This window comes from Ornithinibacillus liuyingii (genome assembly GCF_055550225.1).
Map to the genome: position 1 here is coordinate 124,018 of NZ_JBPWOS010000009.1, position 18,309 is coordinate 142,326.

The following is an 18,309-nucleotide window of genomic DNA, read 5'->3' on the forward strand; positions in this document are numbered from 1 at the left end:
TAACGCATCCCTTGGGATGAGACTAGTGTAGTAACTAACCTTAACAATACAGGGAGGAAAAATTAGACACTGCGAGGCTATTTTTGCTAGATGTCGCTCCCTTGTATTGGATAGGACAGAAAAGTAAACTTCAGGGGCGGTCTTCCTTAGCGTTTGGCTTATTTTACTGTAATGCATGTGACTCATGTTCTTTCCCATTTATTAATAGAAAAATAGGAAAAATTTATAAATGATGTGCAGATAGTGACTAGTTTGAGCTATAATAAATTGGTAGAAATGAACAAGTGGGGGAGAGCTACAGGTGAAAATGATAAAGAAAGCTATTATTCTATCATTTGCAATAGTCATATTATTATTCATTCATTCCAAAACAACCTATGCAGAGAATATTGACGATGGCGTTGAAGGTTTTACTGCTGATTCATCTGATGTCGTGGTAGATACAGAAGATGAAGATCTTGTAGAAGAAGATAAAGAAGATAGTATAGAAGAAACTGAAACGCCAGTAGAAAATGATACGGAATATGATTCAGGAAGTACGGATTCGACTGATGAGAAGGAAGAAGTAGCAAAGGATAACCAAGAGGAACATGATAATGTAGTAGAGTCCGAATCTGATCATCATTCACCTGATGAAGTAGAATCAGAGGAGCAGGTAAGTCAAGAAATCCAAGAAAACGTTACAAATGAGGTTCTATTAAAGCAAGATACTAATTTGATAGAAGAACAAAAGACGTATAAGTTAGGTGACAGAAATGTTCATCTAATAAGGATTAAAGAAAAATTAAACGCTATTGGTTTTGATAGAATAAGTGAAACAGACTATTTTGGTAGTTGGACTGAAACAAGAGTAAAACAATTCCAAGCTAATTATGGATTAGGAGTAACAGGGGTTCTTGATGAGAGAACAATATCTAAATTAGATGAGGTATATAATTCCCCTTTCCAACTTGGTGGTAAAAGTTCACAAATTATTGATTTAAAAGTTAAACTAAATGCAATTGGATTTAATGGTATTAGTTTAACTGCTAATTATGGTAGTTGGACAGAAACAAGGGTGAAGCAATTTCAAAGACATATTGGTCTAAAAGATAATGGAATAGCAGACGCGTATACGAGACTAAAACTAGATGAATTTTTAACAATAGGCTTTCAAACAGGTGACCGTCATACTTCTATAGTAGATTTAAAGGTGAAACTGAATAAATTAGGATTCAACGGAATTGCAGAAACGGACTATTTTGGTAGTTGGACCAAAAAACGTCTGACAGAGTTTCAAACGTATTATGGATTAAAGGCAACTGGGACAGCAAACGTAGACACGCTTAAGCTATTAGACGAAATTGCTAATACTCCGTTTCAAGAAGGGGTTCGAAGTGAAGGTACCAAAAAGTTAAAAAACGATTTAAATAATTTAGGGTTTGGAAAAATTACCGTATCAACATTATATGGTTCATTTACTAAAAAACAAGTCAGCAATTTTCAAAAGTATTACGGTTTGAAAGTAAATGGCATTGCTGATACAAAGACGTTGGCTAAGATAGAAGAAATTTTAAAAAGTCCTTTTCGAAAAGGTGTACGAAGTGAAAAGGCGCTTCAATTAAAAGAAAAATTAAATCGTCTTGGGTTTGGTTATATAACGGTAACTACCCTATACGGTTCCTTTACAGAAAAGCAAGTACGTAAATTCCAGCAACATTATGGTCTACGAGTAACTGGTATAGTAGATAATATGACCAATAAAAAGATAGATGAGTTGATAAATAGTCCTCTTCAAAAAGGGAAGCGCCATAAAGATGTCATTCCAGTTAAACAAAAATTAAATGCACTTGGCTATGATGGAATAGCCTTAACGGATTTATTTGGAAGTTGGACAGAAACGCGATTAAAACAGTTCCAAAAAGATTATGGATTACCTGTTAGTGGAATTGCGGATAAGGAAACTGTAAAAGCGTTGGAAAACAGCTCAGTACATATATTCATAGATCCAGGGCATGGAGGTAGTGATCCAGGAGCTTCAGGTTATAGCCTTAAAGAAAAGTCCGTCGTGTTAGATATAGCATTACGAGTAGGAGAAGTATTATCATCTAAATATCGTGGTGTAGTAGTTAACTACTCTCGACAAACCGATACTTTTATTCCATTAGAAGAAAGAGCTAATAAGGCAAATAATGGGGGGGCAGATTACTTTGTGAGCCTGCATTTGAATGCCTCTAATGGACAAGGGAAAGGCTTTGAAACTTATATTTACAATGGAATAGTAACGAATGAAACAATTAGAAGGCAAAATGATATTCATTCTTATTTAATTGATAAGATCAATATTATGGATAGAGGAATGAAACAGGCAAACTTTAGCGTTCTCCGAAATACTAATATGCCTGCTCTATTAATAGAATATATGTTTATTGATAATAAAGCAGAGAATCAAAAGTTGAGTAGTAAGCAATATCGCAACTGGCTAGGTGAAATTACTGCTGATGCAATTGCAAAATCATTTGGATTAAAGAAAAAGTAGATGAAACGTATCAATGAGAAGAGAGATAATCCCTCCATGGATGTCTCTCTTTTTACTTGGATAAGATTCGATAAAATAATACAAATAACAACAAAATCTATTGAAAAAATGCTAGATTTGGACGATACTAGAGTAGTGATAAAATAAGTAAAGGAGGTGAAACTAAAGTTGAAAAATAGAAAATCCTTTATGCTCTTTTTAAGTATGGTTTCTATAATCTGCTTTAGTCTACAACCTATTAATGTATTATCTGCTGAGGATTCTGAAAATTCAGAAGATGCAGGGGCCGTAACAAATGCTGAATCACTAGAAGAACCTGATGTTATAGAAGAATCCGATGCTAATGAAGAAGAAGCAATGGATGAGGTTAAGGAATCAAGTGAAGAAGGATTTGAATCACCCCAAGATACTGAAATAACGGATGAGGAAGAACCAGTGGAGCAGTCGACAGAGGAAAAGGCTGCTAACGAAGAAGAGGAGTCTAAGCAGCAAGAAGAAGTGACTGCTGAAGAGACAGAAGAACCTGAGGTATCTACATTTACAACAAAGTCTGTCCAAAACGGTTATACCGTATTTAAGCTTGGAGATAGACACGAAGGCATTATTGAGTTAAAAGTGAAATTAAATGCTATCGGTTTCGATAATATTAGTGAAACCGATTATTATGGTAGCTGGACTGAGACTCGGGTTAAACAATTCCAAGCCAATTATGGTTTATCCGCTACTGGTGTAGCAGATGAAGAGACGCAAGCAAAATTGGATGAAGTATATTATAGTCCGTTTCAGCGTGGGGGAAGTTCCGAGGAATTTATTGATTTAAAGAGAAAATTAAATCTAATGGGTTTTGATGGAATTAGCTTAACCACTAATTATGGAAGCTGGACTGAGACACGAGTTAAACAGTTTCAAAGCTTCATCGGTCTAAAAGCTAATGGTATAGCGGATGCTTATACTAGACAAAAGCTAGATGAGTTTTTAGCAGTCGGCTACGGTATGGGAGATCGACATCATTCCTTAGTTAACATGAAAAGGAAGCTAAATACTATCGGGTTTGATAGAATATCAGAAACCGATTTATTCGGAAGCTGGACTAAAACTAGAGTAGAACAGTTTCAGGCTAATTACGGTTTAAAAGTTACAGGAAGAGCAAATGCTGAAACCTTGTCTACACTGGACGAAATAGTAAATAATTCATTCCAGGTTGGTGATCGGGACGAAGCAATTATTGAATTAAAGAAAAAATTAAACCGTATGGGCTTTGATAGAATATCAGAATCTGATTTATACGGTAGTTGGACAAAAACACGTGTGAAGCAGTTTCAAGAGTTTATTGGATTACAACCTAACGGTATTGCGGATGCATATACAATCCAAAAACTAGATGAGTTCATGAACAAAGGGTATAAACTAGGAGATCGTCATGAAATCTTAGTCACCGTTAAAGAAGGGCTAAATAAAATCGGTTTTAGTGGAATTCAAGAGACAGACTATTTTGGTAGCTGGACCGAAACACGTGTAAAACAGTTCCAAGAATATTATGGAATTGAAGTAACAGGAACCGTCAATGCAACTACTTTAAATAAACTTGATGAGGTTCTAAATAGTCCACTTCAATTAAATAAGCGCCATGCTGATTTAATCCAATTAAAACATAAACTGAATTGGTTAGATTATGGATATATTACTGTTACGGATTTATATGGATCCTTCACAGAAAAAATGGTGAAAAAATTCCAGAAAGACCATGGACTACCTGTGAGTGGTATTGCTGAACCTAATACGATTGCCAAGATTGATGAAGTATTAGAAACAACATTCCAACCAGGACAAAGACATGATGGAATTGTTGTGTTAAAGAAACATCTAAATAGTATTGGTTTTGGTAATATTTCTCTAACTACGCTATATGGAGACTTCACTACGAAAAAAGTAAGAGACTTTCAAGAGTATTATGGTCTAAATGTAACAGGGTCTGCTGATTTTGCTACTTTAGAAAAGATTTTAAGTATTGTAGATAGTCCTTTCCAGGAAGGGAAGCGCCATAATGACACGGTAACGTTAAAAGAGAACCTAAATCAACTTGGATTTGGTTATATTACAGTTTCAACATTATATGGTTCATTTACAGTACAACAAGTAAAAGCATTCCAAGAATATTACGGTTTAGTTGTAAATGGAATTGCAGATGATAGAACCATTGCCAAAATAAATGAACTACTAGAAAGTCCTTTCCAAGTTGGTAAACAGCACAAAGATACAGCAACTCTCAAAGCGAACCTAGACAGATTAGGCTTCGGTCCATTGGATTCAACGAGCACGTATAATGCTTCCACTGCACAAGCAGTTACAAACTTTCAGAAGCATTACGGATTAAGAGTGAATGGAATAGCGGATGAGGTTACCTTAGCAAAGGTGAATTCTATTCTTGCTAGTCCGTATCAACTAGGAAATCGGGATAATTATATCATTACCATTAAAGAGTACTTGAATTATTTGGGTTATAATAATATTCAGGTCTCAGATTACTTTGGTGATTGGACAGAAACGCGATTAAAACAGTTCCAAAGAGATTATGGCTTACCTGTAAGTGGTATAGCAGATGAGATTACGTTAGCTGTACTGGAAGAGGCTGCTAGTGTTAAAGAGATTTATATGAAAACACAATATAATATAACGCTTGATAAGGCATTGGAATTACAAATGGCATTAAAAAACCCAGCTCCTCAAACCGATAACTCAACTGGCTATATTAGTAGCAAGTATTTAGATGTATACAGCGGTGGTAGAATTACTGGGATAGTTGTCAATCTGCGTTTATCCCCAGAAATAAAAAATGGGAATATATTAATTAGTGTTGAAGCAGGTACTCAGTTTGTCGTGTTAGATGATAATGTTACAGGAAGCATGTATGATGGAAGTACTAGATGGATCAAGGGGCAATATCAAGGTGAAGTGGTATATGTTCACAGCTCATTAGCGGCTGTTAGTGGGAAAGTAGGAATCACTAATGGTAGAGTAAATGTTAGGGCTGGTCAAAGTACTAGTACGTCCATCTATCAAACAGTAGATCCAGGTACTATATTCACTGTGAAACAGGAAGGGAATCTTTGGCATAAAGTACAACTAAGTTATGCATGGAGAGACGCGAATCCAGAAGATACGAAATACTACTTGGATCCAACGAATTTTGTTAATGATGCAACACAGAAATACCAATTCCTAGACTTACGCCATTTTACAGGAGTTCCAGCTTCAGAACTTAATGAACTTCTTGTAGGTGCTGGGGTATTGGAAGGTAAAGGTGAAGTATTTAGAGAGGCAGCACGACTTGCGGATATTAATGAAATTTATTTAGTATCCCATGCGCTTCTTGAAACAGGAAGAGGAAAATCACCTTTATCTACAGGTGAAATTAAGCATAATGGTAAGCCGGTATATAACCTTTTCGGTATTGGTGCTTTCGATGGTTGTGCTAAGGATTGTGGTACGCAAAGAGCGATTGCTGAAGAATGGTTTACTGTTGATGATGCCATAATGGGTGGTGCGCAATTTGCTGGGAACTCCTATATTTATGCTGGACAGCATACGCTATATTTAATGCGCTGGAATACACCTTCTATGGATAAGAATGGTAGAGCATCTCATCAGTATGCAACAGACATAGCCTGGGCATCGAAACAAATCTCCAATTACAAAAGGATTTATGATAAAGGAAATTATAAACTAATTTTCGATATACCAGTTTACAAGTAATCTATAAGTCTAGTTCTTCGTTACGATGGAGAACTAGACTTTTTATTTTCTCATTCATCTACTAGAATACAATATTCTATCAAGTTTTAATTAACGTGGTTACACCTTAAAATTAAGAGCTACATTTCGAATAATATGTTAGAATACTAATAGAAAAAAATTATTAGAGTTGGTGCATTATGTTTAATGTGAAGGAATTAATTATCGCTTTTTGTATAGCAACATTAACCACTTTATTCATTACTCCTCTAATCAAAAAAATAGCATATAGGTGTAATGGCGTTGATAAACCAGACCAAGACAGAAAAATGCACGGTAAAGAGCGTGCGAGTATGGGAGGTTTAGCTATTTTTATTGGTGCCTCTGTGGGGTTTCTATATTTGAAGCCATATGACCCGCACATGAACGCCATTATCATTGGTGCAGTGATTATGATTATTACTGGCTTGATAGATGATATTTTTAACCTTAAACCGTTACTTAAACTGACTGGTCAAATTATGGCTGCAGTTGTAGTGGTCTCCTCTGGATTAATTATAGAAAAATTGACCATTCCTTTTATTGGAACAGTTTATATAGATTATTTCGGAATCGTACTAACAATCATTTGGATTGTTGCTGCTTCTAACGCAATTAACCTGATTGATGGGTTAGATGGATTGGCTGCTGGCGTTTCAGCGATTGCGTTAATTAGTATGTTAGTTATGGGGATAATGGACGCGCGTTTAATAGTCGTGTCATTATGCATTATTTTAATTGGAAGTTGTCTAGGTTTTTTATTCCACAACTTCTATCCAGCCAAGATATTTATGGGAGACACCGGGGCATTATTTTTAGGCTATTCTATTGGAATTATATCCATGCTAGGTCTATTTAAGAATGTTGCCTTCTTTAGCTTTATTATTCCTATTATCGTAATAGCTGTCCCAGCTTTTGATACCGTTCTTGCCATAATAAGAAGAATTCTGAACAGGCAGGGCATTGCTACTGCTGACCGAGATCATATCCACTATCGTTTAATGAAAATGGGATATTCACATCGTACTACAGTACTTATTATATACGGATTTAGTGCGTTTTTTGGTAGTATGGCAATTATATTTAACAGTACAAGGCTCCTTACTTCATTAGCTATTTGCTTTTTTATTAGTTTAGGAATCCAGTTAATTTCTGAATTAGCAGGGATTACACGTGATAACCGACAGCCGCTATTAAATAGCTTACGAAAGATATCCTTATTTAGTAAGGGACCAAGGGTAAAATAAGAAAGAACAACTTAATCTTAAGCGGTAATGCCCACTGAAAGGGAGAGTTTCAAATCTTACTTTCAGTGGGATTTTTAGTTTGGTTAAATATCATGAGAAACGTAGATATTCATAATGGAATGGAAATATTTCTAAGGAGATGGAAATTAAAACTAGGGATAATAAAAAGTACCGCTCCCTAAAAGATTTACTTTTAGGGAGCGGTGCCTAGATTGAGTTTATCTATACTTAAGGAGTACTATTACTATTATCTATAGATTGGTTAACTACTTCAGTATTTTCCAACTCCAAATGGTTCTTAAGCAGTGTTTTTACATCATAAAGTGATGTTTGATCTAACTGCCAGTAGTAAACCGATCCTGGTTGATAATCTGAACCTTGTACGGTCATCGATTCCATATCCAGGCCGTCTCCATTTAAGGCATAGGAAACTAAACTTGTCATTTCATCAAATGTCATATTTGTTGTCATGTTGGACCCTACTGCTTCAATCACATCTCCTAGTTTTAGAATGGAACTAGCAGACATGGATTCTTTAACTACTGCTTTGATGATTTCCATTTGGCGTTTTCCACGTTCTATATCGTTATCTAGCTTTCTAGTACGAGCTAAAGCTAGTGCCTCTTCACCGTCTAATACTTGCTCACCTGGTAATAGGTGGATAGAATTTTTCTTGTCTTCTGAATTGGATTCCCAAAATTCATATGGTACTTCAACTGTAATACCACCAATTGCATCAATTACTTCAACGAAAGCGTGGAAGTTGACCTTCACATAATAGTCGACAGGTATTTCTAATAAATTTTCTACTGTTTCAATTGATGCTTCTACCCCACCGAATGCATGGGCATGAGCGATTTTATCTTCATAACCAACCTCTGGTATATAAACATAAGAATCACGAGGGATACTTAATAATTTTACACTTTTATCTTTTTTATTCAAAGTGGCTAGAATTAATGCGTCGGATCTTGAGTTTCCTTCGTTAGCACGATGGTCACTTTCATCAACACCAATAATTAAAATCGATACATTATCCACATTAGGATCTACAACCACATCCCTAAATTTGGACTTCTCTCTTCCATCATCTTCATATGAGTCGGTAATAGCAGCGTCTGCCTTTATATATAAAGATATAGCGTAGCCAACTCCAGCAAATATAACCAGTAGTGGCACTAAGAGTATAAATACTCTTTTCCTTAACTTTCTTTTTTTCTTTCGTTGTACCATCCGAGACTGGTCGGAATCCTGTTTAACCATTTTAATTTTTCCCCTTTTTCTTAAAAGACTTGTAGATTAAAAGCTATCCTTTATTTTACTATGAATTAAGACACTCGTACATTAAAAATTTATTACATGTACATGAAAAAACTGTCATTACATTAGACGAAACTTAACTAAAGATGTTTCAAAAGACACAAACTATTCTAGCATATTTAGATCATTTCAACTACAACTTATTAATAGTAACCAATTTAGGTTAGAAACTTATTTAATGGGATTAGTATGTGAATTGTCACACAATGTAGGTTGTGTATGGATATTACAAAGAATATTGGAAAAGTAATAGGTTACCCTATATAGTAAACGCTGGGACATTTGCTTAATGGAGATGTTGTCTTCTTATGTATATGTCCACGAAAACGAATAAAATTATCCTTACTCACTATAACATAATGGTATAATTAGGAGAGGAATTTTAAGGAGTGACTACAATGAATATAACAGTAGCTGGCATTGGATATGTCGGATTATCCAACGCTATCTTACTAGCTCAGCATAATGAAATAATTGCACTAGATATAGTGAAAGATAAAGTAGATATGATTAATAATAGAAAATCTCCGATAGAAGACAAAGAGATTGCGGAATATTTAACTTCAAGACAATTATCCTTAACCGCAACAACTGATGATACCCTAGCTTTTCAACATGCAGATTATGTAATCATTTCTACACCAACCAACTACCATCCTGATAAAAACTATTTTGACACTAGTAGTGTGGAGAATGTAATAGAGAAAGTGTTGTCGATAAATCCTAATGCTGTAATGGTAATAAAGTCTACTATTCCGGTTGGATTTACGGATAAAGTTAGAAAGCAGTTTAATACAGATAAGATTATTTTCTCACCAGAATTTTTAAGAGAAGGGAAGGCTCTGTACGATAATTTGTATCCTTCTAGAATTATAGTTGGGGAGCAATCAGATCGAGCAAAAACTTTTGCTGATTTGCTAGTACAGGGAGCTATTAAGGAAGATATTCCGGTTCTTTTTACAAATTCAACAGAGGCTGAAGCTATTAAACTTTTCGCCAATACCTATCTTGCTATGAGGGTTTCTTTCTTTAATGAGCTAGATACGTATGCAGAAATAAAGGGGCTAAATACTCGTCAAATAATTGAGGGAGTTGGATTAGATCCGCGAATTGGCGATCACTACAATAATCCTTCCTTTGGGTATGGTGGCTATTGTCTACCAAAAGATACGAAACAGCTCTTAGCTAATTATAAAGATGTACCGAATGTTATTATTAAGGCTATTGTTGAAGCAAACGACACTAGAAAAACCCATATTTCTCGTATGATTTTGGAACGAAAACCAAAAACGGTTGGAATTTTTAGGCTAACAATGAAATCTGGTTCGGATAATTATAGAGAATCGGCAATACAGGATGTGATGAAACAAATTAAAGACCATGGTGTTGATGTTGTTATTTATGAACCTACCTTAAAGGAAAGTACATTTATAAATTCAAGTGTGGTTAATGACTTTGAAGAATTTAAACAGATTAGTGATGTCATTGTTGCTAACCGTTTTTCGGAAGAATTAAGAGATGTGAAAGATAAAGTTTATACAAGAGATGTGTTTAGCAGGGACTAATAACAGAAGCTCCATTGGCACTTTCAATGGGAGCTTCTTTCTATTATGGGAGCTTCTTTCTATTAGAGGACACTTTAATCGTAAACGCGTATAATTGAAATCTTTGGCTTGTTAAATATGGCCCAAAATCCAATGTCTTCTTTTTTTCGTACAGGTACTTTTTTATCGGTTATTGTCGTTACATAAATCTTGCATTATCTTTGTGGTGGAGATGCCGATGGTCCTTGGTAAATAGATAACTTCACAATACTCCCTTAAGAAATCAAACTTCCCTTCCCAGTCGTCACCCATCACGAATACATCAATCTCATGTTTAATGACATCATCAATCTTTTGTTCCCAAGTGTTCTCTTGGATGACTTCATCGACATAGCGAATTGCTTCTACGATCGCTTTTCTATTGTCGAAGCTGTGATACGCTTTTTTATTTTTTAACTGGTTAAATTCGTCTGTAGACACGGCTACGATTAGATAATCACCTAAATTCTTAGCTCGCCTGAGTAGATTAATATGTCCAGTATGAAGTAAATCAAATGTACCATATGTGATAACCTTCCTCATCCTACATGCACCTCCAGTTATTAGTATCATAATAGCATAGTTCCACCAATACTTAATAAATAATAAGAAAATGTAAATTCGATTAATTCCTCATATATTCCTCTACAAGTAATTTATCATACTAGCAAGTCTTCCAATTATTATCAATAATAAATGGTAAAACCCTCCTAAAAAATGTATAATAAAATAAATTATAAAGAAAATTCTAAATTCGAATGAGGTAGGCGAGAATGTCCAATTCCAATCAGTCTGAAAAAACAAAACTACATTGGCTAACCATTAGTATAGGAGCTGTCATCTTATGCGTCATTATAACAGTAGTTCATATAGATAACTATTATAGTAGTGTAATGGAAACCTTTCATGATCGTATGTATCAACCTCTTTCAACAATTGACCACGAGCGTTCAAAGGAAAAGCTTGCTAATAAGGAGAGACTTAACTTTCTTCTTCTAGGAGTAGAGCAACGTGCCGGAGATATAGGTAGAGCCGATTCAATCGTTGTTTTATCCTTAAATCCAAGTACAGATTCGATTAAGCTGATTAACATTCACAAGGATACACGGGTAAGTATGATTAGCGAGGATACGGAGGGTAAATTAGCACATGCGTTTGCTAATGGAGGAGTTGAAATGGTAGTGGAATCCGTGGAGAATTTACTCGATATGGAGCTAGATTACTATGTTCAATTGAACCTAACTGGTATAGCGGATTTAGTTGATTCCCTCGGTGGTATTATGATAGACAATCAGTTGGACTTTGAAGTAGATGGTGTTCACTTTGCTAGTGGTGAGCTTCATTTGAGTGGTACACAGGCAATGCGATATGTTCAGAAGCTCGCTGATAACCCTATGGATGACCTTACTCAAATGATAAGACAACGTCAAGTACTGGACGCAATAATCGATACAGCTTCTAAGGAGCTAACGATACATAAGGTAGAGGTTTTACTAGATTTTCTTTTAGAGAATGTGAGAAGCAATTTACATGTTGACCTGATGAAGGATTTCATTGTGAACTATGCTGATGTTCATAAAGAGGTTTCGAGCTATATGCTTCAAGGGAGCATAGAGGAAATGGATGGTGTCTATTATTTTATTATTCCGGATGAGGAAGTGGAAAAGGTTCAACATATGCTCGGTGATTCCGCGGGAGAGCTTTAAGACACGTAAATCAGACGTAATGTTAGGTTACCTGTGGAGGATTTATCAAGAGTTGGAAAATGGACAAATTGATGAAGAGGAATTTTATGATATTATCGAACAGGCAGATAGCCAGTAAGCTAGTTTGACTGGAAAATTAGGTAGTTGTTATAACAATAGTTTGTAAGAATTTATTGAGGTGGTTGATTAAACTAAGATATTAATCAACTGCTTTTATATATAATCAAAAATTTCTTTAGGAAAGTGGCTGTGATTTTGGATGATATAGAACAGGATAGTGTTTTAATTTTTTTAAAATTATGTGCCCCTTTTTCCTCCTTTCTCACGATTATAGTAGTGAAAGGAGGTGCTTAAGCATGGCTGTGGCAGATTTAATGAATTCTCAGCTGCGTCTGGTGTTTCATGATGGGAATGACCCAGTTAATGGGAGTCCTATTTATAAAGCGAAGAGCTTTAACAATGTGAAGACAGACGCAACACCAGATCAGCTTTATGCAATTGCAAATGCGTTTTCTGGATTGCAGGAGCGTCCATTGTTTAACATCGAGCGTAAGGATAGTTCTGATATTCGTCAAGGTTAAGGGACTATTGCGAAGCGGCTTTGAATACAGGGGAAAGGAGGAGCTTAAGTGAAGGTACTAGAGTTAAAGTTCGAAAATACGGACGGTAAAATTGTAACCTATTCATTGGAGCAACCAATCGAACCAGTTGATCCTGCTAGCGTTTCGGAAGCAATGAATGAAATCATTGCACAAAACGCATTCACGTCAAGTGGCGGGGATTTAGTAGCGAAGCATAGTGCACGTATCGTTGACCGCACGGTGGAAGAAATTGAATTAGTCTAACGATGAGGGAGGTTACCTTAAGCGCAAGGTAGCCTCTTTTTTACTTGTATGGAGGTGAGCACGGTGGAAAATTGGATATCACTCATCACAGATTTAGGCTTTCCGGTAGCGGTAACGTTTTATTTACTGCATCGTATTGAAGGAAAGCTAAACCTTTTGATTGAGTCGATTCATGCACTGCCAGAGAAGATGAAGTAAGATTAGGAAGGGGGACAGGCTTGTTAACCATCTTGTCCCCAGTCTTAACTAATTGAAACATTTGCTTAATTTGTATCGTCTTATTCGTTACGGGGGTGGTCTTGATGAAAAAGCAATTCAAACTATGGATTTGCTATGGCGGAATATTGTTATTACTAATTGGTTGTGCACAAGAAAGGAATAGCTCCATTATTAACGAGGATGTAGAGTTTGATCGTGAAGATTATCAGAAGGTTGTTTTACATAACAATCAACTAGGATTCGACTTACTAGCTTCTGAAGAATTAAAGCAAGATGGAAATCTATTCATCTCGCCGATAAGTTTATTCATGGCGTTGTCGATGGTCCAAAACGGTGCAGATGGCAATACCTTAGATGAAATGAATGCTGTCTTACATAGTAACGGAATGGACTCACTGGAGCTAAGTAAGGCTAATGCTTCATGGATGGACATCCTTCATCGAGATTCAGACCATATTCAACTACATGTAGCGAATTCCATCTGGTTAAATAATCGATTTTCCTTCCAAGAGGAGTTTACTCAATTGAACCGGGATTATTTCAATGCACACATAGAGGAATTCGATATTTCTACTGATGATACAGTAAACGAAATGAATGATTGGATCAAGCGTTCCACCAATCAGAAGATTGATGAGGTCATAACATCGCCACTTGATTCCGATACGGTGGCTATTCTTCTAAATGCGATTTATTTCAAAGGTGATTGGAAGTATGAATTTAATAAGAAAAGAACAGAAGTGAGCTCTTTTTATCTTGATGATGAAACATCCAAAGAAATACCGCTAATGATGCTTGAGGAAGAGTTAGCATACCTTGCTACTGATGATTTCCAAGCTGTATCACTACCATATGGAAATGAAGAAATGAGCATGAAAGTATTCTTGCCAAAAGAAGAAAAGGGCTTAAAGGGATTTTTGGAAATGCTGACTTATGATAATTGGAAGAAATGGACAGGAGATTTCAAGAAAAAAGAAGGAACAGTTTACCTACCTTCATTTGAGCTGGAATATGAACTAGTCTTGAATAATATATTGAAAGAGCTTGGGATGGAGTCTGCCTTTGATTATAATGCGGATTTCACACGAATGATTGAAGAAAAGGATCCAATTTGGATTAGTGAAGTGAAACAAAAAACATTCCTTGAAGTGAATGAAGAAGGTACCGAGGCAGCTGCCTCTACCTCTGTTGGAGTGGTCACGGAATCGGCTACTTTGGATGGACCATTCTACATGAGGGTTGACCGGCCCTTTTTTCTAGCCATTGTAGATGATGAAACAGAAACAATATTATTTATGGGAGCGATTCGTAATCCATAACGGATAATGTCACATCCCCCCTCCTTGTAATAACGATCCAAATACTAGTACATACTAGTAATCACAAAGGAGGGATTGATCATGGCGGATGAAAAAATAAAAGCACCATTCTACAAAAAATGGTGGTTTTGGTTACTTGTTATCATTATACTGTTATTTGTCCTTTTCGGTAGAGGGAATGAAGAGGATTCCTTAGAATCCCCGGAAAACGATAATGAACAAACGGATACAATAGACAGAGATATAGAAGAACAAAATACGAATGAAGATGCGACAGAGGGAGAAAATCCTGACGATGAGCAAGCTACGAGAGACAATTCCAATGCAGAAGAGACAACACTTCATGCTGGAAACTTTATAGTAGGGGAAGATATCCCAGTTGGTCGTTATGTCATTACTGGTGATGGTACGGGTAATTTATTTGTGTATGATGAAGATGGCTTACCTACTGTCAATGAAATTCTTGATAAATCTGGCGAGATGGGCGTAACCAGTATTACGACGAATTTGGAAGCTGGACATGAGATCGAAATCTCTGGCCTTGATAATGTAACATTTACCCCGGCAGAAACGTCCTTATCTAACACACTCTCCACAGGAACTTGGCAAGTGGGATTGGATATTGAACCTGGTCGATATGATGTCACCGCCCCAAGTGGCGTGGGGAACTTTGTTATCTATAACGCTATGGACCTGCCCGCAACAAATGAGATTCTCGATGCTTCTGGTGAACTAGGTGTCACGCAAATAACAGTAAATTTAGAAGAAGGCCAAGTGATTCAGATTAGTGGATTGAATGAAGTGAATTTTGAACCGAAATAATAGTGAGGCTGCTGACTTGGAGTTGGCAGCTTTACTTATGGGGAGATGAATATAGTTAAAGTGATTTAGAAAGTATAAAGTTCCCCCTAGTCTGAACGATAAGGTAAATGCCTGTACCAACAGATTCTGCTAGCTCAGTAACTGAACTAAACTAAAGCGCCTAGACAATTACTTCAACCAAAAGGAGCTCCGTAACAACTCAATTCACCCTAATGTCAAAAGTCAATATGAAGACTTAAGATTTTTTTAGATTTTTCATTCAAAATGTCATCTTCTGTGATATAATGTCGTTTGTATGTAACATTTTTACTTTTTGGGGTTTATAAGTATTTTTTAATAGATGCTTTTTAGGAAATAGATGGAAATAGGACAAGAGGTATAGTAGCCTTTTCTTTTATCCCAAAGAAGAAACTATGGAGGTTGAAGCATGGAAGAGACAATTTCCTTAAAGGAAATATTTGATGTTATCAAGAAAAGGATAAAGCTCATAATTGCTATTACGGTAGTTGCGGTGTTAGTAAGTGCTATTATTAGTTTTTTTGTTTTAACACCAACCTATCAATCTAGCACAGAGGTTATTGTTAACCAAAAGCCAACTGATCCAGCAGTGCAGTATAGTGTGAATGATGTAAGATTAAATGTAGAACTGATTAATACATATAGTCAAATAATTAGAACGCCTCGTATTTTAGATGGAGTAATTGAAGAATTAAATCTAAACCTTACTGCTTCAGAATTACAGGATAAAATAGCAGTAACTAGTCCGAATTCTTCACAGATTGTAATTGTTACAGCAACTGATACCGATCCAGAAACGGCGACGCAAATTGCTAATACGACGGTGTCTGTGTTCCAACGTGAAATTCCGGTACTTATGAATGTAGATAATGTAGAAATTCTATCACCTGCAATTACAGCAAGCAATCCATCACCAGTAAGTCCGAATAAGAAGTTAAACATTGCCATTGCACTTGTTTTAGGATTAATGGTTGGGGTTGGATTGGCATTCTTATTAGAATATCTTGATAACACGGTGAAGACAGAAAGTGATATTGAAAAGCGCTTCAATATTCCAGTAATTGGTGTTATTAGCCATATTGATGAATCGGATATTCAAACTTCTGCAGCGAATTATTCTCAAAATCGAAAGAATAGGGGGGCTTAAGGATGGCACGTAAAAAAAGACCAACAGTATCCAAGATGAGACATTTAATTACGAAGTTGAATCCTAAGTCACCTATAGCTGAGCAATTCCGTACCTTACGTACAAATCTTCAATTTGCATCGGTTGATGATGAAGTGCGCACAATGCTTGTATCCTCTTCTGGACCAGAGGAAGGTAAATCATCAACAATCGCTAATCTAGCAGTAGTTTATGCTCAACAAGGGATGAGGGTATTATTAGTTGATGCCGATTTAAGAAAACCAACCGTTCATTATACGTTCCGATTTGATAACTTAAAGGGATTAAGTAATATTCTAGTTGGTGATCTGGACATTAATGATGCTATTGTGAATACAGATGTAGATGGTTTAGATGTAATTGGTTGTGGCCCGATTCCGCCGAATCCATCAGAATTGCTTGGTTCAAAGCGTATGGAGAAGTTTATTGAAGAGGCAAAAGAATTATATGACATCGTACTATTCGATACTCCTCCTGTACTCGCGGTTGCTGATGCGCAAATTCTCTCGAACAAATGTGATGCTTCGTTAATCGTAATTCGTAGTAAGAAAACAGAATTTGATGCTGCGGAGAAATCGATAGATGTATTAAAGCAAGGAAAAGCTAAGTTCCTAGGTGCGGTGCTAAATGACCGTGATAAAAAAGAAGCGAATTACTACTATTATTATGGTAGTTGATAAAGTAAGTCTATCCCTTCTGTATAAAGATGAAGGGATAGACTTTTTTGTCGACTTTTGTCGAATAAACAGAATATTTAAAAAAACAATTACAAAAAGTACCTCATCTGCTATAATATTCATGTGGTTAATTCTAACTAGATAATTTTATATATGAGAAAATAAATTGAAAATAAAAGAGGAAAAAGAGCTTCATTGAGTAGGACAAGTAATGATTATCATTTCCGTGGATTAGGTGGTGGATGAAGTCATGATTGATGTGCATTGTCATATTTTGCCTGGTTTAGATCATGGACCCAGTACATTGACAGAAACTATTCAAATGGCAAAACAGGCAGCGAAATTTGGGATCAAAAGGATTGTAGCAACACCACACAATCAGAATGGAACCTATATAAATGAAGCAGAAGACATTCAAGCAGTAGTAGATTATATTAATGAGAAGATACGAGAAGAAAAAATACCTGTCAAAGTACTACCAGGCCAAGAAACCCAATTATATGATGGGATTTTACGTGATTTAAAGGCTGGAAAGATTAAAGCCTTAGCAGACACACAGTATATAAATATTGAATTATCGCCGGATGAGATTTCTGTGGATATGGAGAGTATTTTTTATGATATTCAACTAGCGGGCTTTGTCCCTGTTGTTAGTAATCCTGAGCTACATCCTCTCGTTCAGGATAATCCGAACCTATTGTATCGGATGATTAAGAATGGAGCATTGGCTAACTTCTCGGCTAGCAGTGTCATCGGTGCTCATGGGAAAAAGGTGCAAAAGCTCACTGAACAACTATTGAAGGCGAATCTTTTACATTTTTTAGGTACCAATGCACATATTAGTAAAACATATGGTATTCATTTTAAAGAAGCTATAGAGCAATTAACGAGAATGAATAGAGGCCATGCTTATCAGTTGATACGTAATAATGATTCCCTTATTCAAGGTTATGCGATTGAAAAAGAAGAACCAATGCGAATTAACGCTAACAAGTGGCAGTTATTTTGGAAATAGCATTATACTTTATAAAGTGTTATTGTTGTTGTATTATATTCTACTATTTCCATAGATGAAAATGCTCTTTTAGTTTTTTGCGGT

The 18,309-nt window shown here is 36.0% G+C and carries 16 protein-coding genes; 14 read left to right on the forward strand and 2 right to left on the reverse strand.

All coding sequences use genetic code 11. The features are described from left to right. Positions 1-307 precede the first annotated feature (307 nt). The 3 genes from ACSKT4_RS13425 to ACSKT4_RS13435 all read left to right on the forward strand — a co-directional run bounded on the left by ACSKT4_RS13425 (position 308) and on the right by ACSKT4_RS13435 (position 7,536). Positions 308-2,518 carry a peptidoglycan-binding protein gene (locus ACSKT4_RS13425; RefSeq protein WP_465823623.1) on the forward strand — a complete coding sequence of 737 codons (2,211 nt, stop codon included), beginning with the start codon at positions 308-310 and terminating at the stop codon, positions 2,516-2,518. A gap of 168 nt (positions 2,519-2,686) precedes the next feature. Beyond that, positions 2,687-6,271, forward strand: coding sequence for a peptidoglycan-binding protein (locus ACSKT4_RS13430; RefSeq protein ID WP_465823578.1), 3,585 nt, complete (start codon positions 2,687-2,689; stop codon positions 6,269-6,271). A gap of 179 nt (positions 6,272-6,450) precedes the next feature. Beyond that, entirely contained in the window at positions 6,451-7,536 is a 1,086-nt protein-coding gene (locus ACSKT4_RS13435; RefSeq protein ID WP_186868392.1) for a glycosyltransferase family 4 protein, read from the forward strand. A gap of 228 nt (positions 7,537-7,764) precedes the next feature. On the opposite strand, the gene ACSKT4_RS13440 is transcribed toward ACSKT4_RS13435, so the two are convergent. Then, entirely contained in the window at positions 7,765-8,799 is a 1,035-nt protein-coding gene (locus tag ACSKT4_RS13440) for an LCP family protein (RefSeq protein ID WP_186868393.1), read from the reverse strand. A gap of 455 nt (positions 8,800-9,254) precedes the next feature. On the opposite strand from ACSKT4_RS13440, the gene ACSKT4_RS13445 reads away from it, so the two are divergent. Then, positions 9,255-10,421, forward strand: a complete 1,167-nt coding sequence (locus ACSKT4_RS13445; protein ID WP_465823579.1) for a nucleotide sugar dehydrogenase — start codon at positions 9,255-9,257, stop codon at positions 10,419-10,421. A 162-nt stretch (positions 10,422-10,583) separates the two neighbouring features. Here the strand turns inward: ACSKT4_RS13445 and tagD are convergent, their stop codons facing one another. Further along, the gene (gene tagD, locus ACSKT4_RS13450) at positions 10,584-10,982 is read right to left on the reverse strand and encodes a glycerol-3-phosphate cytidylyltransferase (protein WP_186868395.1); all 399 of its coding nucleotides are present in this window, start codon (positions 10,980-10,982) and stop codon (positions 10,584-10,586) included. A gap of 230 nt (positions 10,983-11,212) precedes the next feature. On the opposite strand from tagD, the gene ACSKT4_RS13455 reads away from it, so the two are divergent. From ACSKT4_RS13455 to ACSKT4_RS13500, 10 genes are all read left to right on the forward strand, one after another. Beyond that, entirely contained in the window at positions 11,213-12,145 is a 933-nt protein-coding gene (locus tag ACSKT4_RS13455) for an LCP family glycopolymer transferase (RefSeq protein ID WP_465823580.1), read from the forward strand. Then, positions 12,123-12,263, forward strand: coding sequence for a hypothetical protein (locus ACSKT4_RS13460; protein WP_465823581.1), 141 nt, complete (start codon positions 12,123-12,125; stop codon positions 12,261-12,263). Before ACSKT4_RS13455 ends, ACSKT4_RS13460 begins: the two co-directional genes overlap by 23 nt. Before the next feature lie 238 nt (positions 12,264-12,501). After that, positions 12,502-12,726 (forward strand): DUF1659 domain-containing protein, encoded by a 225-nt coding sequence (locus ACSKT4_RS13465; RefSeq protein WP_465823582.1) that lies wholly within the window; start codon positions 12,502-12,504, stop codon positions 12,724-12,726. A gap of 48 nt (positions 12,727-12,774) precedes the next feature. Beyond that, positions 12,775-12,990, forward strand: coding sequence for a DUF2922 family protein (locus tag ACSKT4_RS13470; protein WP_186868398.1), 216 nt, complete (start codon positions 12,775-12,777; stop codon positions 12,988-12,990). A gap of 63 nt (positions 12,991-13,053) precedes the next feature. After that, on the forward strand, positions 13,054-13,188 hold the full coding sequence (locus ACSKT4_RS13475; RefSeq protein WP_186868399.1) for a YvrJ family protein: 135 nt from the start codon (positions 13,054-13,056) through the stop codon (positions 13,186-13,188). Between the two features lie 104 nt (positions 13,189-13,292). Next, complete coding sequence (locus ACSKT4_RS13480; protein WP_465823583.1) at positions 13,293-14,528, forward strand: serpin family protein; 1,236 nt, start codon at positions 13,293-13,295, stop codon at positions 14,526-14,528. Between the two features lie 81 nt (positions 14,529-14,609). After that, entirely contained in the window at positions 14,610-15,350 is a 741-nt protein-coding gene (locus ACSKT4_RS13485) for a hypothetical protein (RefSeq protein ID WP_465823584.1), read from the forward strand. A gap of 427 nt (positions 15,351-15,777) precedes the next feature. Next, positions 15,778-16,515 carry a YveK family protein gene (locus ACSKT4_RS13490; RefSeq protein WP_465823585.1) on the forward strand — a complete coding sequence of 246 codons (738 nt, stop codon included), beginning with the start codon at positions 15,778-15,780 and terminating at the stop codon, positions 16,513-16,515. Between the two features lie 2 nt (positions 16,516-16,517). Then, positions 16,518-17,210, forward strand: a complete 693-nt coding sequence (locus tag ACSKT4_RS13495; protein WP_465823586.1) for a CpsD/CapB family tyrosine-protein kinase — start codon at positions 16,518-16,520, stop codon at positions 17,208-17,210. A gap of 238 nt (positions 17,211-17,448) precedes the next feature. After that, positions 17,449-18,225, forward strand: a complete 777-nt coding sequence (locus tag ACSKT4_RS13500) for a tyrosine-protein phosphatase (RefSeq protein ID WP_465823587.1) — start codon at positions 17,449-17,451, stop codon at positions 18,223-18,225. Positions 18,226-18,309: the final 84 nt, after the last annotated feature.

Bases quoted from the DNA above. Each gene is read 5' to 3' on its own strand.
- ACSKT4_RS13480 (WP_465823583.1), top strand. From the start codon at position 13,293: ATGAAAAAGCAATTCAAACTATGGATTTGCTATGGCGGAATATTGTTA.
- ACSKT4_RS13455 (WP_465823580.1), top strand. From the start codon at position 11,213: ATGTCCAATTCCAATCAGTCTGAAAAAACAAAACTACATTGGCTAACC.
- ACSKT4_RS13445 (WP_465823579.1), top strand. From the start codon at position 9,255: ATGAATATAACAGTAGCTGGCATTGGATATGTCGGATTATCCAACGCT.
- ACSKT4_RS13425 (WP_465823623.1), top strand. From the start codon at position 308: ATGATAAAGAAAGCTATTATTCTATCATTTGCAATAGTCATATTATTA.
- ACSKT4_RS13490 (WP_465823585.1), top strand. From the start codon at position 15,778: ATGGAAGAGACAATTTCCTTAAAGGAAATATTTGATGTTATCAAGAAA.
- ACSKT4_RS13495 (WP_465823586.1), top strand. From the start codon at position 16,518: ATGGCACGTAAAAAAAGACCAACAGTATCCAAGATGAGACATTTAATT.
- ACSKT4_RS13485 (WP_465823584.1), top strand. From the start codon at position 14,610: ATGGCGGATGAAAAAATAAAAGCACCATTCTACAAAAAATGGTGGTTT.
- ACSKT4_RS13440 (WP_186868393.1), bottom strand. From the start codon at position 8,799: ATGGTTAAACAGGATTCCGACCAGTCTCGGATGGTACAACGAAAGAAA.
- ACSKT4_RS13465 (WP_465823582.1), top strand. From the start codon at position 12,502: ATGGCTGTGGCAGATTTAATGAATTCTCAGCTGCGTCTGGTGTTTCAT.
- ACSKT4_RS13435 (WP_186868392.1), top strand. From the start codon at position 6,451: ATGTTTAATGTGAAGGAATTAATTATCGCTTTTTGTATAGCAACATTA.
- tagD (WP_186868395.1), bottom strand. From the start codon at position 10,982: ATGAGGAAGGTTATCACATATGGTACATTTGATTTACTTCATACTGGA.